The sequence below is a fragment of the Bradyrhizobium sp. OK095 genome (assembly GCF_900109945.1).
GTDB lineage: Bacteria > Pseudomonadota > Alphaproteobacteria > Rhizobiales > Xanthobacteraceae > Bradyrhizobium.
The window spans coordinates 333784-360357 of record NZ_FOBX01000002.1 but is presented as its reverse complement, the minus strand read 5'-3'; the positions used below and the strand labels follow the sequence as shown (position 1 = coordinate 360357).

Annotated in this window: 26 protein-coding genes; 12 read left to right on the top strand and 14 right to left on the bottom strand. The window is 63.1% G+C overall.

Features of this window, described 5'->3' with window-relative positions:
* Positions 1–31: 31 nt before the first annotated feature.
* The 3 genes from BMW89_RS06715 to BMW89_RS06705 all read right to left on the bottom strand — a co-directional run bounded on the left by BMW89_RS06715 (position 32) and on the right by BMW89_RS06705 (position 1658).
* Entirely contained in the window at positions 32–409 is a 378-nt protein-coding gene (locus BMW89_RS06715; protein ID WP_092023949.1) for a VanZ family protein, read from the bottom strand.
* 77 nt (positions 410–486) lie between these two features.
* Positions 487–1083: a thiamine pyrophosphate-dependent enzyme gene (locus BMW89_RS06710; protein WP_177195878.1), complete on the bottom strand. Its 597-nt coding sequence runs from the start codon at positions 1081–1083 to the stop codon at positions 487–489.
* 8 nt (positions 1084–1091) lie between these two features.
* The gene (locus BMW89_RS06705; protein ID WP_177195877.1) at positions 1092–1658 is read right to left on the bottom strand and encodes a thiamine pyrophosphate-binding protein; all 567 of its coding nucleotides are present in this window, start codon (positions 1656–1658) and stop codon (positions 1092–1094) included.
* A gap of 243 nt (positions 1659–1901) precedes the next feature.
* On the opposite strand from BMW89_RS06705, the gene BMW89_RS06700 reads away from it, so the two are divergent.
* Positions 1902–2951, top strand: coding sequence for a hydroxyacid dehydrogenase (locus tag BMW89_RS06700; protein ID WP_092023943.1), 1050 nt, complete (start codon positions 1902–1904; stop codon positions 2949–2951).
* Between the two features lie 117 nt (positions 2952–3068).
* A complete protein-coding gene (locus tag BMW89_RS06695; protein WP_092023941.1) occupies positions 3069–3518 on the top strand; it encodes a flagellar basal body rod protein FlgC in 450 nt (149 codons plus the stop codon).
* Positions 3519–3552: 34 nt separating this feature from the next.
* On the opposite strand, the gene BMW89_RS06690 is transcribed toward BMW89_RS06695, so the two are convergent.
* The gene (locus BMW89_RS06690) at positions 3553–4494 is read right to left on the bottom strand and encodes an ornithine cyclodeaminase family protein (protein ID WP_092024675.1); all 942 of its coding nucleotides are present in this window, start codon (positions 4492–4494) and stop codon (positions 3553–3555) included.
* A gap of 163 nt (positions 4495–4657) precedes the next feature.
* Between BMW89_RS06690 and BMW89_RS37770 the strand changes: the two genes are divergently transcribed.
* Positions 4658–4870, top strand: coding sequence for a hypothetical protein (locus BMW89_RS37770; RefSeq protein WP_177195876.1), 213 nt, complete (start codon positions 4658–4660; stop codon positions 4868–4870).
* A gap of 3 nt (positions 4871–4873) precedes the next feature.
* Here the strand turns inward: BMW89_RS37770 and BMW89_RS06680 are convergent, their stop codons facing one another.
* From BMW89_RS06680 to BMW89_RS06665, 4 genes are all read right to left on the bottom strand, one after another.
* The gene (locus BMW89_RS06680) at positions 4874–5452 is read right to left on the bottom strand and encodes a GNAT family N-acetyltransferase (RefSeq protein ID WP_177195875.1); all 579 of its coding nucleotides are present in this window, start codon (positions 5450–5452) and stop codon (positions 4874–4876) included.
* Positions 5453–5458: 6 nt separating this feature from the next.
* Entirely contained in the window at positions 5459–7816 is a 2358-nt protein-coding gene (locus tag BMW89_RS06675; RefSeq protein ID WP_092023937.1) for an Orn/Lys/Arg family decarboxylase, read from the bottom strand.
* A gap of 85 nt (positions 7817–7901) precedes the next feature.
* A complete protein-coding gene (locus BMW89_RS06670) occupies positions 7902–9089 on the bottom strand; it encodes a cupin domain-containing protein (protein WP_092023935.1) in 1188 nt (395 codons plus the stop codon).
* 204 nt (positions 9090–9293) lie between these two features.
* On the bottom strand, positions 9294–9773 hold the full coding sequence (locus tag BMW89_RS06665; protein WP_177195874.1) for an Lrp/AsnC family transcriptional regulator: 480 nt from the start codon (positions 9771–9773) through the stop codon (positions 9294–9296).
* Between the two features lie 143 nt (positions 9774–9916).
* Between BMW89_RS06665 and ald the strand changes: the two genes are divergently transcribed.
* Positions 9917–11032, top strand: a complete 1116-nt coding sequence (gene ald / locus BMW89_RS06660; RefSeq protein WP_092024673.1) for an alanine dehydrogenase — start codon at positions 9917–9919, stop codon at positions 11030–11032.
* 132 nt (positions 11033–11164) lie between these two features.
* Here ald and BMW89_RS06655 read toward each other — a convergent pair whose 3' ends face one another.
* The 3 genes from BMW89_RS06655 to BMW89_RS06645 are packed head-to-tail and all read right to left on the bottom strand — an operon-like array spanning position 11165 to position 15215.
* Positions 11165–13087, bottom strand: coding sequence for a flavin-containing monooxygenase (locus BMW89_RS06655; protein ID WP_092023931.1), 1923 nt, complete (start codon positions 13085–13087; stop codon positions 11165–11167).
* A complete protein-coding gene (locus BMW89_RS06650; protein ID WP_092023929.1) occupies positions 13084–13725 on the bottom strand; it encodes a TetR/AcrR family transcriptional regulator in 642 nt (213 codons plus the stop codon). The genes BMW89_RS06655 and BMW89_RS06650 overlap by 4 nt, the downstream gene beginning before the upstream one ends.
* Positions 13722–15215, bottom strand: a complete 1494-nt coding sequence (locus BMW89_RS06645; RefSeq protein WP_092023927.1) for an AMP-binding protein — start codon at positions 15213–15215, stop codon at positions 13722–13724. Before BMW89_RS06645 ends, BMW89_RS06650 begins: the two co-directional genes overlap by 4 nt.
* A gap of 170 nt (positions 15216–15385) precedes the next feature.
* Here BMW89_RS06645 and BMW89_RS06640 point away from each other — a divergent pair, with 170 nt between their 5' ends.
* The 8 genes from BMW89_RS06640 to BMW89_RS06605 all read left to right on the top strand — a co-directional run bounded on the left by BMW89_RS06640 (position 15386) and on the right by BMW89_RS06605 (position 22982).
* Positions 15386–16645: an ABC transporter substrate-binding protein gene (locus BMW89_RS06640; protein ID WP_092023925.1), complete on the top strand. Its 1260-nt coding sequence runs from the start codon at positions 15386–15388 to the stop codon at positions 16643–16645.
* 85 nt (positions 16646–16730) lie between these two features.
* A complete protein-coding gene (locus tag BMW89_RS06635; protein ID WP_092024671.1) occupies positions 16731–17633 on the top strand; it encodes a branched-chain amino acid ABC transporter permease in 903 nt (300 codons plus the stop codon).
* A complete protein-coding gene (locus BMW89_RS06630; protein ID WP_092023923.1) occupies positions 17630–18649 on the top strand; it encodes a branched-chain amino acid ABC transporter permease in 1020 nt (339 codons plus the stop codon). The genes BMW89_RS06635 and BMW89_RS06630 overlap by 4 nt, the downstream gene beginning before the upstream one ends.
* 2 nt (positions 18650–18651) lie before the next feature.
* Positions 18652–19407, top strand: coding sequence for an ABC transporter ATP-binding protein (locus tag BMW89_RS06625; protein ID WP_092023921.1), 756 nt, complete (start codon positions 18652–18654; stop codon positions 19405–19407).
* A complete protein-coding gene (locus tag BMW89_RS06620) occupies positions 19404–20117 on the top strand; it encodes an ABC transporter ATP-binding protein (RefSeq protein WP_092023919.1) in 714 nt (237 codons plus the stop codon). The genes BMW89_RS06625 and BMW89_RS06620 overlap by 4 nt, the downstream gene beginning before the upstream one ends.
* Positions 20118–20281: 164 nt before the next feature.
* A complete protein-coding gene (locus tag BMW89_RS06615) occupies positions 20282–20500 on the top strand; it encodes a hypothetical protein (RefSeq protein WP_092023917.1) in 219 nt (72 codons plus the stop codon).
* Between the two features lie 111 nt (positions 20501–20611).
* Complete coding sequence (locus tag BMW89_RS06610) at positions 20612–21670, top strand: YeiH family protein (RefSeq protein ID WP_092023915.1); 1059 nt, start codon at positions 20612–20614, stop codon at positions 21668–21670.
* Between the two features lie 817 nt (positions 21671–22487).
* On the top strand, positions 22488–22982 hold the full coding sequence (locus BMW89_RS06605) for a hypothetical protein (RefSeq protein ID WP_092023913.1): 495 nt from the start codon (positions 22488–22490) through the stop codon (positions 22980–22982).
* Positions 22983–23263: 281 nt separating this feature from the next.
* Here BMW89_RS06605 and BMW89_RS06600 read toward each other — a convergent pair whose 3' ends face one another.
* The 3 genes from BMW89_RS06600 to BMW89_RS06590 are packed head-to-tail and all read right to left on the bottom strand — an operon-like array spanning position 23264 to position 26453.
* A complete protein-coding gene (locus tag BMW89_RS06600) occupies positions 23264–24136 on the bottom strand; it encodes an ABC transporter ATP-binding protein (RefSeq protein WP_092023911.1) in 873 nt (290 codons plus the stop codon).
* Positions 24133–25035: an ABC transporter permease gene (locus BMW89_RS06595; protein WP_092023909.1), complete on the bottom strand. Its 903-nt coding sequence runs from the start codon at positions 25033–25035 to the stop codon at positions 24133–24135. The genes BMW89_RS06600 and BMW89_RS06595 overlap by 4 nt, the downstream gene beginning before the upstream one ends.
* Entirely contained in the window at positions 25032–26453 is a 1422-nt protein-coding gene (locus BMW89_RS06590) for an ABC transporter substrate-binding protein (protein ID WP_177195873.1), read from the bottom strand. The genes BMW89_RS06595 and BMW89_RS06590 overlap by 4 nt, the downstream gene beginning before the upstream one ends.
* Between the last annotated feature and the right edge of the window lie 121 nt (positions 26454–26574).

The following is a 26574-nucleotide window of genomic DNA, read 5'->3' as shown; positions in this document are numbered from 1 at the left end:
TAGGCTTGAGAGAAATGGGCCCTGCGGAGCGTTACTCCGCGGGGCCTTCGCTTGTGACGGTCGAGCTGGCACGAAGCCGCGTCACGATCCAATCGGCAACGGCCGCGAGCGCAAAGCCGATGCAGGCCGTGCCGGCATCGACCAGGAAATCCTCCAGCCGTGCATGCCGTCCGGGCGCCCAGAACTGCATCAGTTCGAGCACGCCGATCAAGACCACAGCAATGGCGGCGACAGCCCAGCGGTGGTTGCGGTAGGCAAGGCCGAACGCCAGTCCCACCAGGATGAAGGCGAGCGCGTGCTCGCCGTCCTGGCCGAGGTCGGAATGGGGCCGCAGGCCGGGCGGGCCGAGGGTTGCAAAGGTCACGGCGGCGGCGAGCAGCCAAGCAAAAAACCGAACAAAAATGAACATCCGTTGCCGATAGCACGGAATCGCGACGGCCTGTTGCGGCGGGAGGATCAGATCGCCGTGTAGTTAATGACGAAACGTTAAAGTGGCTGGCGCACGCCGAGGCCGTGCATGAAGCGCTCCCGGATCTGCACCGGGTCCCTGCGGGTGGCGCCGACGCCCGGCTTGTCGTCGATGCGGACGGCGATCAAACTCGGCCCGGAGGCGGACATGGCCTCGTCGACCAGCCGCTCGAAATCCTCCTCGTCCGCGGCCCAGGTGCTGTTGGCAAGCCCGGAGCCTGTGGCGATGGCGACGATGTCGGCCACGTTTGCGGCCGGTGTCGGCTGCGCGCCGGTGATCTGGTAGATGCCGTTGTCCATCACGATCATGATCAGGTTGTTCGGCTTCAATGCCGCAATGGTTGAAAGCGCGCCGAGCTGCATCAGCAGCGAGCCGTCGCCTTCAAGCGCGAACACGCGGCGGTCGGGCTGCGCCAGCGCCACGCCAAGCGCGATCGGGAAGGCGAGCCCCATGCTGCCGAGCATGTAAAAATTCTGCGGGCGGTGGCCGGCGGCCCAGAGGTCGAAATTGGTGTTGCCGATGCCGCCGACCACGGCTTCCTGGTGCTTGAGCTTTGCGATCAGGCGCGAGGTCACATCGAAGCGGTTCATCACCTTGGTATTGCGCGTGTTCATCACTGACCTCACTTGTCGAACGTCTTGCCGCCGGTCAGCAGCGGGTTGAGGATCAGCGCCACCGGCGCCTGGGTCGTGACGGCCTGCTTGATCGAGCGGTCGGCGATGAATTCGAGCTCGTCGAGCCGGGTGATGGTGTGGTGCTCCAGCGCCAGCGAATCCAGCACCGGGCGCATGGTGCGGCAGACCAGCGACTGGCCGTAGTTGAACTCGCCGAGCGTACCGCGCTCGGAGACGAACATGATCAGCGGAATCTGGTAGGGCACCGCGAGCGAGGCCAGCACATTGGCGAGCGTGGCAAAACCGGAGGTCTGCATCAGCACCGCAGCCTTCCGTCCGCCCATCCAGGCGCCCGAGACGATGCCGACGGCCTCTTCCTCGCGGGCGGTGGCAAAGGTGGTGAAGTAGGGATCGGCGTGGAGGTTCTTGATCAGCGGTGTCAGCACGCGATCGGGCACGTAAGGAATGAGGCTGATCTCGTTCCGCTTCAGGGTTTGCAGGACGATGCCGTGCCAGCTCTTGTCGCTGGACCCTTGTGCCACTTGGGGCGGGGTCTGCTGTTCCGCAATCGCCATCGCGTTCTCCCTTGAGCCGCGCATGCTTCTTGGTTTTGGCCGTCGCGGCGGTCTGCCGAACTTGACGGAGCGGGCGGGATTGTCAACATGTCCCGGCCGGCACCGTGATCTGCGCCAGACGGCCTGCCGTGGCCGGCACCGCCATGTCATAAGTGCGGCAACGATAAAACGGGAGGGACGCACGGACGGGGCGCGGATTGCGCTGACCTTGCGGGCCTCCTTGAGAGAGCCGGAAGGGTCCTGATGTCCGTCAACAGCAAGCGCGTCTTCTACGTCAAATATCTGGCCAATCCGATTTATATCGACATCTTGAAGGCGCGGCCCGACGTCCGGCTCGACCGCATCGAGAACGAAAGCCCCGAAGGTTTTTACGCGCCGATCATCAGCGCGGCCCATGTCTACCAGATCGGTGCGGCCCGTGATGAACTCGCCCCTCATTTCCATGTCGATGCGACCTTCCTGAAGCGCACGCCGAACCTGCTGCTCGTCTCCAGCAATGGCGCCGGCTTCGACCCCGTCGATGTCGAGGCCTGCACGGCTGCGGGTGTGCTCGTGGTCAACCAGTCCGGCGGCAACGCCCATTCCGTCGCCGAGCACGCGCTGGCGATGATGCTGACGCTGTCCAAGCGGATCATCCAGTCCGACCGCAAGCTGCGCAGGGAATCCAACGTCAACCGCAACGAGCTCGTCGGTAACGAGATCGAACACAAGACCATCGGCATCATTGGTCTCGGCAATGTCGGCCGCCGCATCGCAGCACTCTGCAAGGGCCTGTTCGGCATGAAGGTGCTGGCTTACGATCCGTATCTCACCGCCGAAGTGATGGCCGAGCGGGGCGGCGAGAAGGTCGAGCTCGACGAACTGTTGCGCCGCGCCGATTTCGTCTCGATTTCCTGCCCGCTCGACAAGCGCAGCCGCAACATGATCAGCACGCGCGAGTTCGCGCTGATGCAGCCGCATGCCTACTTCATCACCACGGCGCGCGGTTTCATTCACGACGAGGATGCGCTGCTCCAGGCCTTGCGCGACAAGCGCATCGCGGGTGCCGGCCTCGACGTCTGGTCCAAGGAGCCGCCGCCGCCGGAGCATCCGCTGCTCCAGTTCGACAATGTGCTGGCGAGCCCGCACACTGCTGGCGTCACCATCGAGGCGCGCCAGAACATGGGCCGCATCGCCGCCGAGCAGGTGCTGGACACGCTCGACGGCAAGCGTCCGCCGCGCATCATCAATCCCGAAGTCTGGCCGCGCTATGCCGAGCGCTTCAAGCAGGCCTTTGGCGTGATGCCGGGGTAGGGGCGCGCGAAGTCTGATCGCGCTCCGATCGTCGGTTACGAGGATGAAAAGAGAAAGCGGCGAATTTTAACGATGGCGTGAGCGAACGCGTATGACTTGTCCTGTAGATGTGAGTCCATGAGCATATTTTCGATTGCGACATCCGGACTTTCCGCTGCGAGTTTGCGTGTGAACGTAGCCGCGAGCAACATCGCCAATGTTCAGACGACCGGCCCGCTGCCTGCGTCAGGCGGATCAGGCACATCGGCCGGTGCCGGCAGCCCGGGCATTGCCCCGACTTTTCCTGCGGCGTATGTGCCGCTGAGGGTCGATCAGGTCTCCCAATCGAGCGGCTCGACGCCGGGCGGAACTGTTGCGACTGTGTCGACGGTGTCTCCGAGCTATACCGCTCAATATGACCCAAGCGCGCCCTTCGCAAACCAGGACGGCCTGGTCGCGGCGCCCAATGTCGATCTCGCCAACGAATTCGCTCAGCTTGCGACCGCAAAATACAGCTTCATTGCCAATGCGAAGGTCATTCAAGCCTACGCCGAAACCACGGACGCGCTGCTCGACATCAAGACGTGATGGCTGATGCCGGCCCGCTCTCGGGATAGGGCGCCTACCCCAGCTTCGCGCCGATCTGCCTAAACACGGCCTCGCAGGTCATGAGGTCGAGATGGCCGCCGCCTGCGTTCTTGAAGAACGTGATGTCTGACGGCGAGGTCCGTCCCTGCACGTGACCACCGGCGAGATCATAGAGGTCGCCGAGGACATCTTTCTCGCTGATCGCGCCGTTGGCGATCGGTTGCAGGATGTCACCGACGCCGTGGAAGGCGGATTCCCGCCGGTCCACGAAGACACGCGACATCTTTGCTGCCTCGTCATCAGCCTCGCGGGTTTGCGGCGTGTAGCCGCCAACAAGGTCCAGATGCGTGCCCGGCCGCAAATTGCGGCCCTTGATCAGCGGCTGATGCGTGCGGGTGCAGGTGGTGATCACATCAGCCTCGCGCGTCGCTGCGTCGAGATCGGCGATCGTCTCCGCCTTGACGCCGTTCTTCGCCAAACGCTGAGCGAGATCCGCGGCGCGATCCGAACTGCGATTCCAGATCAGCACGCGTTGCAGCGACGGCCGCACGGTGCGATGCCCCCTGATCAGCCATTCCGACATCTCGCCGGCACCGACGCAGAGCAGTGTCTCGGGATTGGGCGGGGCGAGCAGTTTCGTGCCCAGCGCAGAGTCGGCAGCGGTGCGCCAATGCGTGATCTCGGTCCCGTCCATCGCCGCCAGCGGTTTTCCGTTGGTGCCGTCGAACAGCACGCACACGGCCTGCACCGCCGGCATCTTGCCTTCCGCCAGATTGGCCGGAAAGCTAGTGAACATCTTGCTCGCCATGTACCGGCCGGGATCGACCGCGCTGCGGATGACGTATTGCCCCTTCTCGTCGCCAAGGAAGGCGTCCAGCACCTCCATCTTCGGCCGGCGGTGCGCCTCTTCCAGGGCGGCAATGAGGATCGGAAACGTCAGAACTTTCGTCACTTCGGTATCGGAGACAAACTGCAAGGCAAGATCCTCATGGGCGACCACCATTTGCCCATAAACCCGCACGGGGGGTTCCGCAACGAATCTTCCGCCAAAACTCCCCGGTCTTGATCCGCGTCAAAATCTCCTTCCCCGGTCCGTGCCAAATGGGACTAGAGTGCTGCCGGGGCAGCAGGGAGGTCCCATGTCAACTTATGTTGTCAGGTTCATGAAGGACGTGCTCGGGGAGTACGGCCGGCAAATCGAGGTTTGCCAGGGCTCGCTCGAAATCGACGCCACCGACGAGACTGAAGCCACGGAGCGGGCGAAAGCAAAATTCTGCAAGGACCAGGCGTTGCATCACTGGTCGCTGCATGCCGACCGCATCCAGGTCAGACCGGCTGACTTTCCCTCGTAGGGTTCAACGGCCAGGCGTCGTGAGCGATGGCGGCGCGGTGACGCCGGCGCCGAGCGAACGCTGCACCATGACGGTGTCAGACCAGCGGCCGTGGCGATAGGCGACGCCGCACAGCAGGCCGGCGCGGGCGAAGCCGAACTTCTCGTGCAGCGCCAGCGAGGGCGCGTTGTCGGCATCGATATAGCCGATCATCTGGCGGAAGCCCGCCGCAGCACAAGCGTCGATCATTCCCTGGAGCAGCAACCGTCCGACACCGCGGCCGAGATGCTCATGATGCACGTAGATCGAATGCTTGGCGGTGTAGCGATAGGCCGGACGCTTGCGGAATAGCACCGCATAGGCATAGCCGACGACCTCGCCGCGATAGGTCGCGACCAGATGCGGCAGGCGGGTCTGCTTCAAATTCTTGCGCCGGTCGCGCAGATCGTCCGGCTCCGGCGCGCCGGTTCCCTCGACATCGCGCGGCACGCCATTGCGGACGTGATGGCGGTAGATCGCCAGCATCGCCTCGATATCGCTCTCGCGTGAGGGGCGGACCAGGACCGGCTCGTTATCCGAGCGGGCAATCGCAGTTTCGTTCATCGGCACCTACTCGGCAACGACGTAAGTATAGAGCCCGATGCGGCCCTGCGCATCGATCTCCTTGTAGATGCCCTGGATCTCCACCTCGAAGCCTGGAAATGTGTTGAAGCAGGTCTCGAACATCTTGAGGTAATCCACCATGGGCTTGGCCCGTTCCGTCAGCCGCTCGCCGGGCACGATGGTGGCGATGCCGGGCGGATAGACCACGAAGGGCGTGGTGGCGATGCGGCCCGCGATCGCCTCGATCGGCAGATAGTCGACGTCGTTCTTGAACAGATAGCGCGCGGCATCGCGGGGCGACATCGCGATCTCGGGCATATGCTCGGGCATGAACTGCCGGGCCTGGAGCGCGCTGACATTGGCATCCCGGAAGAAGCGGTGCATCTCGCCGCAGAGGTCGCGCAGCCGCACGCCGGCATAGCGCGCCTGCCGCCGCTGATAGAATTCAGGGATCGCGTCCGCCAGCAGCGCATTGTCGTCGTGCAGCCGCTTGAACGCGACGAGGCCGGAGATCAGCGTGCCGGCCTTGCTCGCTTCGACGCCGGGGGTGAGCAGGAACAGCAGGGAGTTGAGGTCGTTCTTTTCAGGGACGATGCGGTTTTCGCGCAGATATTGCGCGACAACCGGCGCGGGGATGCCGTGCTCGGCATAGGCACCGGTGGCGCGATCGAAGCCGGGCGTGAGCAGTGTCAGCTTGTTCGGATCGGTCATGGCGAAGCCTTCCGTGAGATCGGGAAAGCCGTGCCAGTTGGTATCCGGAGAGAGTTGCCACAGCGCGGGATTGGTGGCGAGCTCGTCGGTGGACAGCGTCTCCCAGGCGACGTTATGCGCGCCGCCGGGGCGGCTGACGTCGGGGATGGCGACACGATCGGGCACGAACGGCTCGAAGAACCAGCGCCGATCGGAGTTCTGCTCCTTCTCCTCGAACTCCCGGCGCATCGCGCGGATCTTCTTGCGGAGCTCGATGCCGAGGCGAATGGTGTCGTCCCACAGCACTTCGCCGGAGCGGCCCTTCATCATCTGCGCGCCGACATCCAGTGACGCGAACAGTGGATAGAACGGCGAGGTTGATGCGTGCTGCATGAAACTTTCGTTGAAGCGGCGGTGCTCGACGCGCCGCTTCTGGCCGCGGATGTGGCGATCCTTGATGTGGATTTGCGAGGCCTGTGAGAAGCTCGCAAGCTGCTTGTGGGTGGACTGCGTCGCGATGATGCCCGGCGCCTCCGGCGGAAGGTTCGTCAATCCCATCGCGAAACGGCCGGCATAGAGCGGGTGGAATTTCATGAAGCCGGCCCAGGCCTCGTCGAACAGGATGTATTCGCAGAGATGGCCGATGCTTTTCAGGATCATCTCGGCATTGTGGATCGTGCCGTCATAGGTGCACTGCTCGACCACGGCGACGCGGAACGGCCGCTCCTTGCGCCAGGCCTCCTTGTCCGCAACCAGCGGATGGTTGCGGATCGCCTCGCGCAGGGCCTTTTCGCCGAGTGCGTCCCAGCGCATCGGACCGATCAGGCCCCAGGCGTTGCGGATGGTCGGGACGTAGATCGGGATGCCGCCATTGATCATCAGCGCGCCGTGATGGGCGGCCTTGTGGTTGTTGCGGTCGAACAGCACGAGGTCGCCGTCGGTGACGAGGGCGCCGAGCGCGACCTTGTTGGAAGTCGAGGTGCCGTTGAGCACGAAATAGGTTTTTTCCGCACCGAAAATCTGCGCAGCTTCCTTCTGCGCCTTCAGCGCCGGGCCTTCATGGGTGAGGAGATCGCCGAGGTCGAGCACGGAATTGTCGAGGTCGTCGCGGAACACGGATTCGCCGAGATGCTCGACGAAGACGCGGCCGATCGGGCTGCGGTTGTAGAACACGCCGCCATTATGGCCCGGACAGGTCCAGAGCTGGTTGCCTTCCTCGGCATAGTCGACCAGCGCACCGAAGAACGGCGTCTTCAGCGTCTCGGCATATTGCTTGAGCCGGCTGATCAAATTCTTGGCGATGAAGGGCGGGGTCTCCTCGGAGAGGAAGACGTAGCCGTCGATGAAGTCGAGCAGCTCGACGGGGAGGTCCTCGAAGCGCTTGCGCCGGATCAGCAGGATGATCGGGAAGTCGAGCCCGCGGCGCCGCATCAGATTGATCAGCGCCGAGGTCTTGCCCTCAAGGCCCTTTTTGCCCCAGTCCACCACCATGCAACCGATCGCAGCATCGGTCTGCACCGCGATCTCTGCGTCTTCCAGCTTGCGGGCCCGGACCACCTCGAACCCGGAGCGCTGGATCTCCTCGATGATCTGGTTGAAGCGGATGCCCTCGAGGTCGTCGGCATCGAACACGGGGGCGGCGAACAGGAAGTTGAAGCGCTTGAAATAGTCCATTGTCTGTCCCGAATATGCAGAGACTGACAGGTCTCTGCATATTCGATGACAGTTCTATGACGGAACTTTCGACGTGAAGGCGCGCTCAGCTGGCGCTGGCGATGACCATGCGCTTACGGCCGAAATTCGCCACCGCCGCCTCCGGAACGCCGAAATTATTGGCGAGCAGGTGCCGCGGTGCCTTCGCCAGCCAGTCGCCGAGGCTGCTTTCGTGGTAGGTGCCGCTGTCGAGCACGCCGACCAATTCGGCATCTTCCTGGCCGATGTTCTGGATGGAGTGTCCGCAGTTGGCGGGGATGTAGGCGCATTCCCCGGCTGAGAGTTCCGCGACGGCCACCCGCTTGTCGAACGCGAACAGGGTCACGCGCGTGCGTCCCTTCAGGACGTAATGCCACTCGTTGGCATCGGTGTGCCAATGCGGCTCGTGCATCGCGCCGGGTTTGAGCTTGAGCACGGTCCCGGTCATGGTGCTCGAGACCGGAAACTCCTTGGCGGAGGCGACGTAGAGCTGACCGCCGGCCGTGCTGACACGTGGCTTCTGCGACATCAGCTGGAAGCGATGGGTCCGGTCGCGGTCCAGTGCGCGGGCGACTTTGGCCTGCGGGCCGTCGAGCGCCAGCACCTCGCCCTGCATGATGTAGGTTTCGGCCTTCGGATTGGCACCGAGGATGTCGGTGGACACACCCAGCGCCTGCGACAAAATCGGGGCGTCGTAGCGGCTCATCCAGTCGCTGATCCCGAACGTGCCGTGCTCGGAGTAGAGGCCGTCATCGAAGGCAAGGATGGCGTGACAGGGGGCCGGTCCCAGCGTCTGGATTGCATGGCTGTGGCCTTTCGGGAAGAACCAGAGGTCGCCGGGGGCGAGATTGACCACTTCGAGCTGGCCCTCGGGATCGACCACCGTCACCTGGCAATGGCCGTCGACGACGTAGGCCCATTCGGCGGAATTGTGCCAATGCATTTCCCGGGCGCCACCGGCGTTGACGAACAGATGCGCGCCGGCAATTCCGGTCGCGAGCGGGAGCGTGCGGGTCGTGACTTCGCGCGCCCAGCCGCCGGAGGTGGCCTTGATCGGTGCTTTGTCCAGCAATGCCGTGAACACCACGGGATCGCCGGACTTCCGTGGGATCGTCTTCAGGAATTCCGATGCTGGAGCAACGTCGTAACCCCCGGCATGCCCGTCTGGCGCTGCAATCGCGGATTGTGAGGCGCCCAATACTCCGGCGCCGAAGGCAACTGATTGAATGAAGACACGGCGGTTGGATTTGAACATCTAAGACCCCGAATATCACTTGGTTGCATGAACTGGCGCGAGAATCCGGCTGTGCTTCCCGCCCCATCATCTGGGTCCGATGAACGCGTCCGTTCGGCCTCAACCGTTCGGTCGAAGCAGCACTTCAATTATCCTTGATGATGGAATGAAAGCGACTGTGAAGGGATGCGCTTGACAGCGCGATCCGAGCTGCGGGCGACTCAGCTACCGCTTCACTTCGCCGAACACCACCCTCGGCACGGCGCGGTTGACCACCTCGCGTAGCGCGAAGCTCGACTGCACGCGCGCGACGCGCGGCAGGCGCGACAGCTCGGTGCGGTGGATGCGTTCGAAATCCTGGATGTCGCGGGCGAGCACGATCAGGATGTAATCGTCGGTCCCCGACATCAGGAAGCAGCGCACGACGGAGGGGCATTTCACCACCTCCGCCTCGAACGCCTTCAGCGCCTCGTCGCTCTGGCTCTCCAGTGCGATGCGTACCAGCACCGTCGTGGTGAGGCCGAACTGCGTGAGGTCGAGCGCGGCCTGGTAGGCCTGGATGTAGCCGTCGTCCTCCAGCGCCTTCTGCCGCCGCGCCAGCGCGGTGCTTGATAGCCCGACCTTGGTGGCGAGCTCGGTGTGGCTGGCCCGCGCATTGGTGGTGAGTTCCGCGAGGATGGCGAGATCTTTCCGGTCGAGGGCCAATGTTTTGTTTCCGGCGTGAAAGGACATTTTCGCGCCCGAAACCGGCGCGCACGCGGCGAAATTAGCCGATATTTGCACGAAACCAAACCGGCGCTCTCGCTACCATCAACAACGGAATCAATACGTTGGTGAAGGAGCGGAAGATGCGCGTCGGTGTGCCCAGAGAGATCAAGGTGCAGGAATATCGCGTCGGGCTCACCCCGGGCGCCGTTCGCGAATATGTCGCGGCCGGGCACCAGGTGACGATCGAGACCGGCGCCGGCGGCGGCATCGGCGCTTCGGATGATGTGTATCGGCGGGCAGGGGCCGCGATCGCCGAGAGCGCCCGCGATATCTTTGCGAAGTCCGACATGATCGTGAAGGTGAAGGAGCCGCAGAAGGGCGAATGGGCCGAGCTTCGCGAAGGCCAGATCCTGTTTACCTATCTCCACCTCGCGCCGGATCCCGAACAGGCCAAGGGCCTGCTCGCCTCCGGCTGTACTGCGATCGCCTATGAAACCGTCACCGACGCGGCCGGTCACCTCCCCCTGCTTGCGCCGATGAGCGAAGTCGCCGGCCGTCTCGCCATCGAGGCCGCCGGCGCCGCGCTCAAGCGGTCGGCCGGTGGTCGAGGTCTTCTGCTGGGTGGCGTACCCGGCGTGCAGCCGGCGCGTGTCGTCGTGCTCGGCGGCGGCGTGGTGGGAACGCAGGCAGCACGCATGGCCGCAGGGCTCGGCGCGGAAGTCACCGTGATCGACCGCTCTCTTCCCCGGCTGCGTGAACTGGATGATCTCTTTGCCGGCCGCGTGCGCACGCGCTTCTCGACCATCGAGTCGGTCGAGGAGGAAGTCTTTGCCGCCGACGTCGTGATCGGCGCGGTACTGGTGCCGGGCGCGAGCGCGCCAAAGCTCGTCACGCGGGCGATGCTCAAATCGATGCGACCCGGCGCCGTGCTGGTCGACGTCGCCATCGATCAGGGAGGCTGCTTCGAGACCTCGCATCCGACCACGCACGCTGACCCGACGTATGAAGTCGACGGCGTCGTGCATTATTGCGTCGCCAACATGCCGGGTGCGGTGCCGGTGACGTCGAGCCAGGCGCTGAACAACGCGACGCTGCCGTTCGGCCTGTTGCTCGCGAACAAGGGTTTTGCCGCGGTGCTGGAAAATCCTCACTTGCGCAACGGCCTGAACGTGCATCGCGGCCGCATCACCAACAAGGCGGTGGCGGAAAGTCTCGGGCTGGAATTCGCGCCGGATGGGAGTGGGCTCGCGGCGTAGGGCACAAATTCCGTCATTGCGAGCGAAGCGAAGAAATCCAGAGTGCCGCTGCGGAAAGATTTCTGGATTGCTTCGCTTCGCCCGCAATGACGACGTGGTGAGAGTGTGCGCTATCGCTACAGCAGGTCAGCCTCAACAGGTGAAATTACGCCTCGTCAGCCTGTACTGCCCCAGATCCGGATCATGCGTCATGCGCCAGTAGTCGACGAAGCGCCACGGCATGGCCGAGAATACGCGGCCGCTGGAGTTGCGGTAGTAGGTACTCATGCCCGGATGGGTCCAGATCATGCCCTCGTGCTCGGCATCGACCCTGCGGACATAATCGTCGAGCACATCCTGGCGAACGTCGATGGCGGCGACGTCCTGCTCGATCATGCCTGCGAGGCAGGCGGAGATGTAGCGGCTCTGGCATTCCGACTGGAAGATGACGCTGCCGCCATGTGCGGGGCCCGAGTTCGGGCCGAGCATGCAGAAGAAGTTGGGAAAGTCCGGCACCGTGAGGCCGAGGAACGCCGTCGGGTTATCGTTGGCCCAGGCCTCGCGCAAATCCTTGCCGCCGCGGCCGCTGATGTTGAGGCGTGCCGCCATCTCCGTCACCTTGAAGCCGGTGGCGACGACGATGATGTCGGCGGGTCGGTGCTTGCCGTCGGCGGCGACGATGCCGTCGCGGTCGAAATGGTCGATCGCGTCGGTGACGAGCTCGACATTGTCCCGCGTCAGCGTCTTGAACCAGTTGTTGTCGAGCAGGATACGCTTGCCATAGGGTGGATAGGTCGGCACACACTTTGCGATTAGGTCCGGCCGGTCCTTCAGCTCGGTGTGGATGAAATCCGTCAGTTCCTGGCGATGCCGGTCATTGCCCTTGTTGACGGCGCGCTCGGGATGCGGCCAGGCCGGGTCCTTGCGCAGGAAGGGGAGGAGGCCGTCGCCATAGCGCCAGAACATGTTGAAGCGGTACCACTGCACATAGAACGGCAGATGCGCCAGCAGCCAGCGTGCGCCCTCGCTGATCGGGTCGGCATAGCCCTTCACCGGCCGCGCCCATTGCGCGCTGCGTTGATAGACCGTGACCGAGGCGACGCGGCCGGCGATCGCCGGTACGAGTTGCATTGACGTCGCGCCGGTGCCGATCACGGCGACATGCTTGCCGTTGATATCGATATCGCCGGACCACATTGCCGAATGCAGGATCGTTCCCTTGAACTCTTCCTCGCCCTTGAAGTGGGCTCGCGAGGGATCGTTGAGCTGGCCGATGGCCGAGACCAGCGCTGTGGACTCAAATGTCTCTTCGCCATTCTCGGTCTTCAGCGTGGAGATCCAGCGCCGCTTGCCGTCGTCCCAGCGCGACGAGGTCAGCTCGGTGTTGACGCGCAGATGCTTGCGGATGCCGTATTCGTCGGCGACCTTCAGCAGATATCCCAGCAGCTCCTCGCGTTGGCAGAAGTAGCGCGTCCATTCATTGCCCGAGCCGAACGAATAGGAATAGGAGTGGTTCGGCGTATCGACGCCGCAGCCGGGGTAGCGGTTGATCCACCAGGTGCCGCCGAGTTCGTCGTTCTTCTCGACGATGGTGTAGGGAATGCCGAGATGGCCGAGCGCCACGCCGAGCGCGATGGCGCAGACGCCGGCGCCGACGATCAGCACGTGCTGGTCGGCGAGCTTCTCGTCGGAGGGACGCTTTGTCCAGCGCGGCTCCCGCGGCACAAAGCCCATCTCTTCCCGCATCAGCGGCGCATATTCCGGCGCGACATTCTCGCCGAGGCACGCGCGCATCATCTTGAGCAACATCTCTTCACCGGGATCGGTGATCACAGGTTTTGGCGCGCCGTCGGCAAAGAGCTGGACCACTGCAGCGCGGATTTCATCCTGGATCTCCCGGGGCACGCCGGCCTCGGGATCGGGGATGAGGCGGATGTCGCGCTTGGGCAGATAAGGCGGCTCGAGCCATTTCTCGTCGCCGGTCATGTGCACGAGCACCATCAGGAGACAGCGGATGTCGCCTTCGGCGATTGCGGAAGCGATGTCGAACGGCTTGTGTGGAGATGCGATGTTCATGGCGTGTCCTGATCTCCGGATGCACTGAAAAGGCCGCGCGTCATCAGCTTGCGATAGGCGGAGATGACGTGGTCGGGGACGGCGGTGACGCCGTCCGCCGAATAGGAGTAGCGGCGGCTGAGATAGCCGCGCGAGCCCATCAGCATGTGGACGATGGCCTCGAATTCCTCGTCGCTGTAATTTTGAATCGCGCCTGCCCCTCGCGCGCGCCGCAAGATGCGGACATAGGCGACCGAGATGTTGTCGAGATGCTTCTGGTAGCCGATCGGCGCGAAGAATTCGGCTTCGTTGAGGATGCGCAGGAACTCAGGCACCTCGCGGATGAAGTCGAAGAACGCCGCGAAACGCTCGATCTCCTGCCGCGCCGCATCCTCCGTGCCGGTGCGGGCGCGGATGAACTCGACCATGTCGAGGCCGATCTTCGGCAGCAGCTGATCGAGCAGCTCCTGCCGGTTCTCGAAATGATTGTAGAAGGTGCCCTGCGCGACGCCGGCCTCCTCGGTGATGCGCGCGACCGAGGCTTCGGCATAGCCATGCTTGCCGACGACCTTGGTCGCGGCCTCAAAGATCTTCTGCTTGGTCCAGGCGTTGCGCTCGACGCGGTTGAGCTTTGTGACCTTGGCGTTGGCTTGCGTCATTCAGACGTCTCCAGCTCGGCGCGCAGCACGCGCTTGAGAATTTTTCCGCTCGGGTTGCGCGGCAGGCTGTCGCGGATGACGAGCTGCTTCGGCACCTTGAAGCTCGCCAGCCGTGCGCGGCAGTGCTCGGCGAGGGCAGGGAGCTCCAGCGTGGCGCCTTCGGCGAGCACGACGATGGCGACCGGACGCTCGCCCCAGCGCGCATCGCGCAGGCCAATCACCGCGACCTCTTGCACTTCTGGCAGATCGTAGATGACCCGCTCGACCTCGGAGGAGGCGATGTTCTCACCGCCGGAGATGATCATGTCCTTCTTGCGGTCGGTCAGATAGAGAAAGCCGTCGTCATCGAGATAGCCGACGTCGCCGCTGCGGAACCAGTCGCCGAAGAAGGCAGCCGCCGTCTTCTCCGGATCCTTCCAATAGCCGCGCGTGATCTTTGGCCCGCGCAGGCAGATCTCGCCATTGACGTTCGGCGGCAGCGTCCTGCCGTCCTCGTCGCGGATTTCAATTTCCACATGAGCAATGGCGCGTCCCGTGGAACCGATCTTCTCGATCTCGCGGCCAGCGTCCATAAAAGTGTCGCCGCCCACGGTTTCGGTGAGACCGTAGGCATCGACATAGCGCGCATTGCAGAAGAATTCAGAGAACGCGCGAATGCGCAGCTCCGGCGTCTTCTCGCCGCCGCCGATGGCCCATTGCAGGCTCGACACGTCGTAGCGGTCTCGCGTGGGGCAGGTGAGCATCGCGGTGGTCATGACAGGCGCGAACCAGGCGGCATTGAGCCTGTCCTCGGCGATCGCAGCAAGCGCCGTTTCCGGTTCGAAATTGCGCTCGATGCGGATGAAGCCGCCATGCCAGAGCACGGCGATGCCGGGCAAATCGAGCGCGCCGACGTGATAGAGCGGGCCGACGACGAGCAGGCGTGTGTCGGCGCCGAGACCCAGCGCGATCGTCTGATCCGCCGACTTCCAGTAGAAATTATCGTAGGTGAGCATCACGCCCTTGGGGCGGTCGGTCGTGCCCGAGGTGTACATCAGCCGCATCAGGTCGGATGGCGCGCGGACATGCACCGGGGCAGGCGCTGCGTCGGTCGCGAGACACGTGACGCTTTGCTGCGCGGCTTCGTTCAGCACGACGATCTTCGCGCCGGCAGCATTTGCAGCCAGCTCCTCATCGACGATCAACAGCCGCGCGCCGGCATTGCCGGCGATGTAGCCAACCTCGTCCCGCGAGAGACGAAAATTGATCGGCAAAAATACCGCGCCGAGGTGGCTGCTGGCGAAGACGAGCTCCAGGAACGCCGCACTGTTCTTCATCAGCACCGCGACGACATCGCCGGGGCCGATGCCCTGCGCGGCGAGCCAGCCGGCGACCTTGCGGACGCGCGCGTCGAAGACCGCGTAGGAGATCTGCTCGCCGCGGTATTTCAGCGCGGGCCGCTCCGGCGTTCGCCGGGCGTGGAAGGTGATGAAGCTCGAAAGGTTGATCATTTTGCGGGTTCGGGCCGATTGCCGGCCTCGTTTCCTCATGAGTGAATGATGACTCATAATTCATGTTTGTCTTGACGTCACCCCCTCCCTCTGAAATTGTTGGAGCCACGGAGACGCGACGATCTCCGGTGAGGGATTTGGAAACGCCGACCCGACAGAGGGAGGGGAAAATGACGAGAACCCGCACGCCGGGCATCAGCCGCCGTTCAACACTGGCGCTGATGGGCGCCGGTGCGATGAGTGTTGCCGCGCCATGGGTGGCGCGCGCGCAAGCCAAGACCGTCAAGATCGGTATGCCGACGATTTTGTCGGGCCGCGTCGCGCAGCTCGGCACGTCGTCGCGCAATGCGGTGATGCTCGAGGTCGACAAGGTCAATGCCGCCGGCGGGCTTGCAGGCCGACAGATCGAGATGGTGGTCCGCGACTCCAAGGGCCAGCCGCAGGAAGCCGCCCGCGTCGCGCGCGAGCTCGTCAATACCGACGGCTGCGAGCTGCTGCTCGACGGCGAAGCGTCGTCCGGATCGTTCGCGGTGCACGAGGTCGCGCGCGATCTCGGCGTGCTCTGCATCCACACCTGTTCGGAAGCGTCTTCGCTGACCGCCGATCCCAAGCAGCACATCCCCAATGCGTTCCGCTGCGTGCGCCAGGGCATCCATGATTCCATCGTCGGCGGCAGCTACGCCGCCGCGATCTCCAAGGCCAAAGGCCTGAAGAAATGGGCGACCTGCTCGCCAGACTATGCCTATGGCCGCGACACCACCGGCGAGTTCACGCTGTACCTGAAGCGCTTCGCGCCCGACGTCGAGGTGATCAGCGAGTCCTGGCCAAAATTGTTCCAGCCCGACTACACTGAAGTGGTAACGAAGATTTTGCAGGCCAAGCCGCAGGCGCTGTACTCGTGCCTGTGGGGCGGCGATCTCACCTCCTATATCGACCAGGCCAACATCTACGCGATGTTCACCCAGATGGAGGTGTTTGCGGTCAACATGGCCGACTACACCGCGCTCACCGTGGTGAAGAACCTGCCGAAGGGCATCCACTCCGGCAACCGCTACATCAAGACCTACCCGTCCACGCCGGAGAATGCGGCCTGGGGCGATGCCTACAAGGCCAAGTACAACGAGTACCCGACCAACTGGTCGTGGCAGAACGCGACGGCCGTGATGTTCCTCGCCGAAGCCGCCAAGAAGGCGAACTCCACCGACGGCAAGAAGCTCGCGGAGGTCCTGGCCGGCCTCACCATCAAGTGCCCGTTCGGCGCCGACGGCACCGTGACGATGCGCGGCGACGACCACACGCTGGTCGGCTACGCCATTGGCTGGGGCACCACGATCCCTCAGGAGCCTTACGTCCCCGAGGTCAAGGCCGGCGACTGGAAGACCATCTTCGAGCTCGAAGCCGAGTGGAAGAAGAGCAAGGGTTACACCTGATCACGCGCGAGGCGGGGATGGGCAACTCTCCGCCTTCGTCTTGTTTTCCGCGCCAGCGCTGGCGCACGACGATGAAAGTGCTTCCGTGGATCTCGACGCGCTCACCGGCTGCCTCTCCAGCTCCGCCTGCCTGGTGACGCAAACCACCAGCGGCCTCATCATCGGCATGCTGCTGTTCCTGGTCGCGGTCGGGCTGACGCTGATTTTCGGCGTGCTCAAGATCGTCAATTTCAGCCACGGCGCCTTCTACATGTTCGGCGCTTATTTCGCGATGACGGCCTATCACCTCACCGAAAGCTTCGCGCTGGCGATGCTGGCGGGCGCGGCCGGCACAGCGATCCTCGGCCTGATCTTCGAGCGTGTCTTCATGAGCCGCGTCTATGGCGCGGATGTGCTGATGCAGCTCCTCGTCTGCTACGCTTTCGTGCTGATCTTCGACGACGTCGTGCGGCTGATCTGGGGACCTGAATTCAAGTCGATGGGCATGCCGGCGGCATTCCAGGTGATGCCGCTGTTCATCGCCGGGGGCGTGGTGCCGCCTTATTATCTGCTGCTGATCGGCGTCGCGCTGGTTGCGGCGATCGTGCTCGGCATCGGATTGTCGCGCAGCCGGATCGGCAAGGTGATCCGCGCCGCCGCGCATAATCCCGGTATGGTGTCCGCGCTCGGCATCAACACCGGCTTGATCTATGGTGGTGTGTTCGCGCTCGGCGGCATGCTGGCGGGGCTGGCCGGTGCGCTCGCCGCGCCGGTACGTTCGCTGACACCTGGCATGGGATTCTCGGTCCTCATTGAGTCCTTCATCGTCACCGTGATCGGCGGCATGGGCTCCATCGTTGGCGCGCTGGTCGGAGCGTTGTTGATCGGCCTGATACGCTCGTTCGGCTCGCTCGGCTTTCCCCTGTTCACGGAAGGCCTGATGTACCTGTTCATGGTGATCGTGCTGGTCTCCAAGCCCACCGGCCTGTTCGGCAAGGAGGCGGCATGACCGAGCTTGAGGCCGGACGCGCGCAAGCGCTGGTGCCGGTGCGGAGCGGCGCGGCGTTGCATCGCTATCGCGACGTTCTGATTGCGCTGATCGCCTTCGCCGTGCTGGCGAGCCTGCCATTCTTTACCGGCAGCAAGGCGCTGCTCGATTTCGTCATTCGCTGCTCGGCTTACGGCCTGTTCGCGACATCGCTCAACCTCTTGGTCGGCTACACCGGCCTGACCTCGTTCGGCCACGGCATGTTCTTCGGCCTGGGTGCCTACAGTTTTGGCCTGATCATGCAGAAGCTCGGCTTGTCCATTCCCGTCGCCTTCGTCGCGACGCTGGCGGTCACGGCAGTAATTGCCGCCGTCATCGGCGCGATCTGCGTGCGGCTGAAGGATATCTATTTCGCCTTCGTCACGCTGGCCTTCCAGATGCTGATCCACTCGACCATCCTGTCCTGGGCCTCCTTCACCGGCGGCGACCAGGGCCTGCGCGGCGGCATTCCGCGCCCCGAATTCCTCGGCATCAATCTCGCCAACCACGTCCATCTCTATATCGCGAGCTGTGCGTTGCTGATCCTCGGCCTGCTCGCGATGCGCCAGATCGCGCAATCGCCGTTCGGCTACACGCTGCGCATGATCCGCGACAACGCCGCGCGCGCGAGCTTTCTCGGCATCGACGTCTGGCGCGCAAAACTGACCGTGTTCGTGCTGGCGGCGCTGTTCGCCGCGATGGGCGGCATGGTGATGGCGCTGTTCGTCTCCGGCGCCTATCCGGAATTCGCCTATTGGACCATTTCGGGCGAGGGCATCTTCATCAACATGCTCGGCGGCGTCTCGACCTTTTTGGGCCCGATGGTCGGCACCGTGCTGCTGCTGCTGCTCAACGACACCGTCACGCGCTTCACCGAGTACCACGGCATCGTGCTCGGCGTGGTCATCCTGTTCTTCGCGCTGGGCCTGCGTAAAGGCCTGCTCGATTTCGTCGCCGAATGGTTTTCGCAGCGGCGCGATGCAGGCGAGGGGCGTTAGCGATGCTCGAGATCCGCAACCTCGCAAAGTCCTTTGGCGGCGTGAAGGCGACCAACGACGTCTCGCTGGATTTCCCCGACGGTTCGCTTACCGCGGTGATCGGTCCGAATGGCGCCGGCAAGAGCACCTTCTTCAACCTGATCACCGGCGCCTTGAGGCCGGATTCCGGCCAGGTGCTGCTCGACGGCGTCGATCTCGCCGGCCGCTCGCCGCCGGAGATCGTGCGCCACGGCATTGGCCGCGCCTTCCAGGTCGCCAGCATCTTCAAGTCGCTGACGGTGCAGGAGACCATGCTCGCGGCCGTCAGCGCCGATCAGCGCTCATCGGCGGTGTTGCACAAGCGCTTTCCGTTGCCCGAGACGCGCGACCGCGCCGAGCATGTGATGGAGCTGCTGGGGTTGTCGGGGAAACGCAATCGCACCGCCGCAACACTCTCGCATGGCGACCAGAAGCTGCTCGACATCGCGCTCGCGCTGGTGCTCGAACCAAAAGTGTTGCTGCTGGACGAGCCCACCGCCGGCATGGGCCCGGAGGAACGCTGGCGCATGATCGACAAGGTGCGCGAGCTCTGGGAGACGCAAAAAATCACCGTCGTCTTCATCGAGCACGATATGGACATCGTGTTCAAGATCGCGCCAAAAATCGTCGTGCTTTGCTATGGCCGTATTCTTGCGACGGGCACGCCCGACGAAATCCGCAACGACAGCGCCGTGATCGAAGCCTATCTCGGCACCGAACATGCGGGGGCCGCCGCATGAGCGCAGCCATCATCGAAGTCGCCGATCTCGATGTTTACTACGGCACGAGCCAGATCCTGTTCGGCGTCGGTCTCTCCGTGCGGCAGGGCGAGACCATGGCGCTGCTCGGGCGCAACGGCGCCGGCAAGTCGACGACGATGAAAGCGATCATGGGCCTTGCGCCGCCGCGGCGGGGCAGAGTGAGCCTGCGCGGTGCGGTGATCTCGGGCCGGAAGCCACACCATATCGCGCGCGCCGGCCTCGGCTTCGTGCCGGAGGACCGCCAGATCTTTCCAGAGCACAGCGTCGAGGACAATCTCGTCATCGGGAAGAAGAAGGGACCAGAGGGCCAGGACGAATGGCCGATCAAGCGCATCTATGAAGTCTTCCCGTTGCTGGAGCCGCTGCGCCATCGCATTGCCGGGCGCCTCTCCGGCGGCGAGCAGCAGATGCTGGCGATCGCGCGCACGCTGATGGGCAATCCGGCGCTGTTGCTGCTCGACGAGCCGAGCGAGGGCCTCGCGCCGATCATCGTGCAGCGGATCGGGGAGCTGTTGCGGCAGCTCCGCCAGCTCGGCTCGACCGTGCTGATCGCCGAGCAGAACATGCATTTCTGCCTGGGGCTGGCGAGCCACGCCACGGTCATCGACAAGGGCCAGATCGTCTACGCCGCCGGAATCGACGAGCTGAAGGCCAACGAGACGATCCGGCGGCGCTATCTGGCCCTGTAGCGGGGGGCCCGGACCGTCAAACCGGCCAAAAGAAGAAAACTATTGCCTCGGGGGCATCAGGCGGAAGGAGTTTCCCGGCCGAGGGGCAAAAACGCCAATCGCTTCCATTGCCGTTTGGGGCCGAAACGACGACATTCCATTCAGAATTTGATGGATTGACGATCATGGAACGCACTGGATTTGAGCCCTTCGGCGAGCAGCTGGTGTCCGCAACGGACACCCAGCCGAAATCGCGCGCCTCGAAGCTCCTGCTGCGGGCCGGCACCACGGTGTTCTGGTCGCTGGTCGCAGGCATCGTGCTTGCGCGGGCCGCCTTCTTCGAGCCGGGCATCTATGACGGCTTCAGCCGCGTCGCCTCGCTGGCGAAGAGCCTGATCTTCTGACCCCGATTATTCCGGGCCGAGGACAGAACTTCTCTCGGCCCTGATATGCCGAAAACTTATTCCCCAATCGGACATCGCTGCGTATAAATCCTTCTCCTCTGGGAGAGATTTGTGTCGCAAAATCAAGCATCCAGCCCGGCCGATTCCAAGCCGACCACTGCCATTGGCCGCACCGCCGCGCTGATTCCCGGCATTATCCTCTGCATCGCCGTCGCCGGCGTCTCGGCCCTGCTCGAACGGGCGGAACTCGGCGTTTTCGAGCACCCCTATGTCGAGGCGCTGGTGATGGCCATCCTGCTCGGCATGGCGCTGCGCAGCTTCTGGAAACCCGCGCCGCGCTGGCAGGCGGGCATTGCCTTCAGCGCCAAACAGCTGCTTGAAGTCGCGGTCATGCTGCTGGGGGCCTCCATCAGCTTCGCGGCCATCGCGGCCTCGGGCATTGCGCTGCTGGCCTCGATTGCGGCGGTCGTCGTGATCGCGCTCAGCGCCTCCTTCGGCCTCAGCCGCCTGCTCGGTCTCTCCACGCGGTTGTCGATCCTGATCGCCTGCGGCAACTCGATCTGCGGCAATTCGGCGATCGCCGCCGTGGCCCCGATCATCGGCGCCAACAACGACGAGATCGCCTCATCGATCTCCTTCACCGCGATCCTCGGTGTGATGATGGTGCTGGGCCTGCCGCTGCTGATCCCGTTGCTGCAATTGTCGGCCACGCAATACGGCATCCTCGCGGGCCTCACCGTCTACGCGGTGCCTCAGGTGCTTGCGGCGACGGTGCCGGCGGGTCTGATCTCCACGCAGATCGGTACGCTCGTAAAACTGATGCGCGTACTGATGCTCGGGCCGGTCGTCGTCGGCCTCTCGCTGACGGCTTCGCGCTGGCAGGCCGGTGCCAAGAAGACCAATGTCGGCTTCTTCCGCCTGGTCCCCTGGTTCATCCTCGGCTTCCTCGCGCTGGCGACCCTGCGCTCGCTGGAGATCGTGCCCGGCACGGTGGTGGCTCCGATCACGCGGATCACGGGTTTCCTGACGGTGGTGTCGATGGCCGCACTTGGCCTCGGCGTCGATGTGAAAGTGCTGGCCAATGTCGGGGGCAGAGTGACGGCGGCGGTGACGCTCTCGCTGATGCTGCTGCTCGGGATCAGCATCGCGCTGGTGCACTGGTTCAAGTGAGGGGCGGCTGTAGCCGCGAACTCCACTTCCTTCTCCCCTGGTGGGAGAGTGGAGTGCTATTGATGTTAATTACTTGTCCGGGTGAATTCTCTGAAAAGCCCCTTTGGCGATCCGTCCCAACGGTTACCAACCTCCCCACGAGCAAGATGGCAAGAAGGTCAATGCTAATTGCGAAAGCGAGGCTATCCCCGCCAGCAGTGCCGCCCAAGCGTTTAACTGGCTCTGCGTTGCAAGCGTCTGCGATTGCTTACGCAGGGGCTTAAGAATATTCCCACTGAGTTCATCCATCCGATACTGAGTAAACTCAGTCGGTGGCGGGGCCTTCTTCACAGACGCAAAAAAACCAAAACGTGGCAGCGCCAATAGCAGCGGCTGCCGAAAGCACCTGCAGTGGAAAGACGAGGAGGCACCAATTCATGATCGATCGCAGTACGCGGTGATAGCGTGCCCCATAAAAAATGCCTCGGAGCCTTATCCAGCTATGATGCCGGGGGCTGTTACGAGGCATCTTTTCTTGACGGCGCAACCACCTTCAACATGCGGATGGCGACCGCACGATCGAGCTCTGCTGCCGCGAGCCCCGCCGCGATTAAGCGGCGAGAACCTTGTTTCCCTTTTCGCCGCCATTGCGACCGGGGGAGAAGGCAAACGCCCGCTTAGACGTTTTCCGGGTCACTCAAAAGTTTGGTCATAGGGACCTCCTTCCTGTGCGCCGCTTAAATATCTGGTGATTCGTCAGCAGAAGGCTAGCGAAAAATCCTAGTTCTCCACAGTGTGTCAGAGCGGCCGGAAGGCCGCGATTCGGCGAGACGCGCGAATGACGGTATGTCAGTTCATCGGTACGGTCCCTAGTTGGCTAAATCCAATTGGCCTCTGCCTTGATTTCGTGGGCGTCGTCTTGCTCGGAATTGATCTCGTCAGGGTCCAGCGTTCGATGAAGCGGCAGGCGAGAGAAGACCTTAGGCGCTTCGATGCAATGGTGGAGGACCATGGCGGGACCGAAGAATGGATCACGTCTATCAACAAAGGCATCCGCTGGATCGATCAGCACGAATACTGGGATCATCACGCCGAGGACGAGGTTTCCTACAATGTGACTAATCTCATTGAGCAACTAAAGGAGCTTGTACAGGCAATCTCCGGTATTGCGGAAGCGAGCACGAAACTCATCAAATTCCAGCATGAACAATCGCGAGAAAATGCTCGGATTGCAGACGCGTCGATCCGATACAGCTTCATTGGTCTAATGTTGATCTGCCTTGGTTTTGCTCTTCAATTTGTCAGCGCAACGCACCAGATTTGTGGCCCATAGCGCCGCACGCTCACCCGTAAGCCAGAATGAACTTACGCGACATCGATCTTGTTTGTGCGCACCCACACGGGGAGTTCATTGCGACGGTTATCGAAGAAGCAAGCAGTTAGTTCGAAATCCACCGCCACCTTCGCGCCGTGCAACCCTTCCAGCTTAATAAATAGCAACTGATCGGGGGGCGGTCCGCGCCATCTTCTCTGGTATCGACCATCCCAAATAGTCCAAGACTATCGCCTCAGATTTTTCCACCATCAGGCGTGCAAGGTACGAGAGAGGCGCGTCTAAATCACATCCGCCAGCGAGTGCCCGTGCAGCTCGATGTTCAGCCCCTGCATGCCCATGTCGTTGATCTCGCCGCCCATCGCCTTCAGGCTCTCTTCGCGGATCAGCGACATCAGCCCGCGGCGCAGTGCCAGAAATTCCGACGACATCATCATCGATTGCTGCCGCGGCCGCTCCAGCGGAATCGGGATCTCCGCCTTGATCGAGCCGGGACGGGCGGTCATGCAGTAGACGCGATCGGAGAGGAAGATAGCCTCGTCGATGTCGTGGGTGACGAACAGCACCGAGATTTTCAGCCGCTGCCACATGTTGGTGAGGATCTGCTGCATGATGACGCGCGTCTGCGCGTCGAGCGCACCGAAGGGCTCGTCGAGCAGCAGCACCTTTGGTCCCGTCGCGAGCGCGCGGACGATGCCGACGCGCTGCTTCATGCCGCCGGAGAGCTTTTCCGGATAATGCTTCTCGAACGCGTCAAGGCCTGCGAGCCCGAGCAGGGTGCGCGCGGCACGCTCGCGCTGCGAGCGTGGCATGCCGCGCATCTTCAGGCCGAACTCGACATTCTCCCGCACCGTCTTCCAGGGAAACAGTGAATATTGCTGGAACACCATGCCGCGCTCGGCGCTGGGGCCGTTCACGCGCTCGCCGTCGACGGTAACGATTCCGGTGGTTGGCTTGAGGAAGCCCGCGACCGCATTGAGCAGCGTCGATTTTCCGCAGCCGGAGGGGCCGACGATCGAGACGAACTCGCCCGGATTTACGTGAATCTGCGTATCGGTGACGGCCGCGACCGGTCCCTCGATGCTGTCATAGCTGAGGGAGAAATTCCTGACCTCGATATGGCCCTGCGGTGCTTTGGTCACGATCTCGCTCATTTCAGCCTCCACGGCATCACCAATTGCCCGGCGCCTCGGATCAGCAGGCTCGATCCGAGGCCGAGCACGCCGATCGCGATCATGCCGAGCGCGATGTCGGGATACTGGACCAGAGAATAGGCTTCCCAGGTGAAATAACCGATGCCGTATTGGCCCGAGATCATCTCGGCAGCGATCAGCGACACCCAGGCAACGCCCATGCCGACGGTGAGGCCGGTGAAGATGTGCGGCAGCGACGCCGGAAAATACACCTCGCGGAAGATCGAGCGTTCGCGCGCGCCGAGACATTGCGCGGCGCGCACCAGCACGGGATCGACCAGCGACATGCCGTGCAGCGTGTTGATCAAGATCGGGAAGAACGCACCGAGGAAGGTGATGAAGACGATGCTCTGCTCGTTGGTCGGCCATAGCATGATCGCCATCGGCACCCAGGCGATCGCCGGGATCGGCCGCAGCACTTCCGCGACCGGGAAGACGATCTCGTGCACCAGCTTGAAGCGGCCCATGATCAGGCCGAGCGGCACGCCGACGATGGCGGCAAGCGAGAAGCCGAAGACGATGCGCCGGCAGCTGAGCACGATGTGCAGCAGGAATTTGGGATCGTGGATCGCCTTGGTGAAGCTCGCATAGACGGCGAGCGGCGAGGGCACGTTGGTGAAGCGCACGAAGAACACGACGCGATAGGTCGTGAGCAGGTGCCAGACCAGCAGGAATGCGAGCAGCGACATGATGCCGATCGCGATCGCGCGCAGGCCGCCTCGGTTAAGTCGATACCAGCGCAGCGCAACCGTGCCGAAAGACGGCGGTGTTGCAGGCGGCACGGTGCCGGGCGCGGGGCCCGCCTCTGCAATGGCCGGCATGCTGTCCTCGGGATGTCTGACGAGGGCCGGGCTGCTCACGTCTTGCCTCCGCTGACCGCCGCCTTCACCGCGTCGTCGAAGCCGAGCACTTTGCCGCTGATCTTGGCGGCATGGGCTTCGGCATCCTTTTTGAGCAGGAACGGCGCGACCTCGCCGTTGCCGACTGCGAAGAAGGCCTGGTCGGCGAACAGCTTGATGCCGCGAATGGTATCGAAAACGTAGGCGACGTTGATCTTCTTGCCCTTGGCCTTGAAGTCGGCATAGGCCCCGAGCGTGCAGCTGGCGGACGAGAACGGCATGATGCCGGCTTCATCCACCCAGACTTCACCGGCCTTGCGCGGATCGGTGATCGGCTTCTTGCAGAACGAGTCTTCGCCCGTGATTTCGTAGTTCTTGGTGCTCGCGAGCTGCGCGTCGTAGTCGAGCTTCATCTCGGCATAGGCTTTGCGGATGTAGCTGTCGTCGACCCATTTTTTCGGATCAAACTCCTTCATGCGGCCGAGGTTCTGCAACACCTTGACGTCCGTTGCGGCGGCATCGATCAGCGCCGGCTTGACGGTGGGATCGGTCGTCATGTTGCCGCTGGGACCGAGGAAGATGTAGACGACTTCCTTGTTGATGCCGGTCCATTCCTGGATCTTTTCGGCGGCGAGTTTCGGATCGTCACGCAGCCACTGGTTAGCGGCGATCAGCGCCTTGAAATAGGCGACGACGACTTCAGGGTATTTCTCGGCAAAGTCGGTGCGAACCACGATGCCGTGCCAGGTCGGCAGGTTGGTCTCTACGCCGTCAAAGATCTTGCGCGCAAAACCGCGGAACGGCAGCAGTTCGGCAAAGGGAACGAAGTCGGCATGCGCGTCGATCTTCTTTTCCTGGAGATTGGTCGAGCCGACTTCCGGGCTCTGGCTGACGAGCTGGAAGAAGTCGGACGAGTAGCCGCGGTCCTGCATCGCCTTCAGCACCATGCCGTGCGCGGCGGAGCCAAACGGCACACTAACCAGTTTGCCCTTGAGATCGGCAAGCTCGTAATAGGGCGAATCCTTGTGGACGACGATACCGTTGCCGGAGCCGGACAGGCTGTAGGCGGCAACGCCGATCAGGCGGCTCTTGCTTTCGGGATTGCCGTCGAAGGTGAAGCCGTTCACGATCAGCGGATAGTCGCCCATCATGCCGATCTGTAGCTTGTTCGCCATCATCGCGTTGGTGACAGGCGGGCCGGACGTAAAGTTCTGCCACTCCAGCTCGAATTTGATGCTGGAATATTTGCCGTCTTTCGGCAGATATTTTTCGAGGAGATGGAGCTGCCGGATCACGACGCCGGCGGTCACCGTGTTGGTCGTGGTGTCCTGCGTTCCGATGCCGAGCGTCACGGTTTCCGCCGAAGCCGGCTGCGCGAGGATTAGCGCGAGCGACGTCACCGACATCGCGATCGAGAGCGTGGAAAGATGGCGGACCATTCTCATCCTCATTCGGTTGGATGTGCTGTGGTTGCCATGATTGGGTGAGGTCACCGGCGGGGCAAATCCGGAATGTCCGCCGCAGTCGATTAGTTGCCGGGAAAAGCTGATTGCATACTCC